The organism is Dyadobacter ginsengisoli DSM 21015 (assembly GCF_059568735.1).
This window is the reverse complement of the sequence record NZ_JCANTY010000028.1, coordinates 1-1590: the sequence shown is the minus strand read 5'-3', so window position 1 is coordinate 1590 and position 1590 is coordinate 1. Positions and strand designations below refer to the sequence as shown.

1 protein-coding gene is annotated in these 1590 nt (G+C 49.1%); it reads right to left on the bottom strand.

Annotated features, from left to right (window positions below; all coding sequences use genetic code 11):
- Positions 1-1590: DUF8693 domain-containing protein (locus BP71_RS37835; protein WP_496387113.1), on the bottom strand; the 1590-nt coding region annotated here is incomplete at both ends.

Here is a 1590-nt window from a genome sequence, read left to right as displayed (position 1 = left end):
GCTGCCGATTTTTATGGAAGCTTCATTGGTAAACTCACCGCTAAAATGAAATATACCCGTATCACCCACGTCGTCAATGGTGATCAACCCGCCTGTCTTGTTTTTGAAAGTGCCCCGGTTGTCGATGCCATATTTCCCGGCGACATTCCCGATATTGATCGTTCCGCTGTTTTGAACACTACCTCCATTGAAAAGGCCATCTGCGCCGGAACCATTGATAACGATGGTTCCGGCGCTCAGCACTGTACCCTGATTATCGAGCCCTTTTGCGTCAGCGTTTTGGATAGTTAAACCAGCCATGCCTTCAACCGTAAGCACGCTCCCGCTCGCTATGGTGATAGACTTGGTCTTTGCAGTGCCGGAGCCAATCACGGGATCGTTCGCAACGTCAGGAATCGTCACATCCGAAGAGATATCGGGGATTCCCTGTGACCAGTTCGCCGTGTTGTTCCAATCCGTGTCGAATTCTCCCGTCCAGGTGGTTTGTGGTATCCCGTACGTTAACACAACCGTGGATGGATAATAAACAACATGCCAGCCAGCCGGAAGGCCCACGATAGCGCTGAAAGCGCCGGTTACTGCCGAGGCGTTTACTATTTTAAGTTGGTCACCGATTGAAGCCGAGTAGTTGATGGATAAGCTGAGCGTTCCGCCCAATGTTGCCGTTCCGGACACGGTCACCTGATCGAAATCGACCCCGGCAGTCCCTTTACCATTCACCTCTATTGTCAGGATACTGTTATTGAAATCCTCATTTGTTGTAAAAGTCAATTTTCCCGGAGAATAACCAGGCGATAAAGTACCGCCGGCATTCGTGAAATTGGCCGCAGCGATTTCACCGGTCCCCATTAATACACCATCTGTACTATTACTAAATTGCCCATTAACAGCCGTTATCAGCTTTGAAACAGGTGTCAGGGCACCTATGGTTATATCCCCGTTGTTAGTGACGGTGTTTGACAAGAGTCCAATGCCCGAGGTAGCAACACGATCAATTTTAATCCGGGCACCTGTGTTGTTGTTCAAAACACCCTCATTATAAATGCCATAGTTGCCTACATTATCCGTATTGCCGATATTGATCGTACCATTGTTTTGTATGGTGCCTTGGTTCCAAACCCCTTCGGTAACTGCGCCATTGACAGACAGTCCACCTAATATGGTCACCGTAAGTACCGCTCCGGCTTCTACTTTAATAGATTTGGCCTTAGCTCCCGCAGCATAGATAACCGGGTCGTTGGCTACGTCCGGAATAATCACCTCGGCATTGGGATCGGGTACACCTGCTGACCAGTTTACTGCATCATGCCATTCCGAACTTATACTTCCATTCCAGACATTGCCATTTGATCCGCCATAAATCAGCATTACACCAACCGAAGTATAATGGACGACCCAGTTCTCAGGCAAACCTGTTACGGAACTGAAAGTGCCCGAGATACCAGAAGCGCTCAGGATGGCAATCTGATCGCCAACTGCGGGTGTATAGCTAATGGACAATGCCAGTGTACCTCCTAATGTTGCCGTTCCATTGACTACGATCTGGTCGAAATCCGTACCCGCAACACCGGTTCCATTCACTTCCATGGC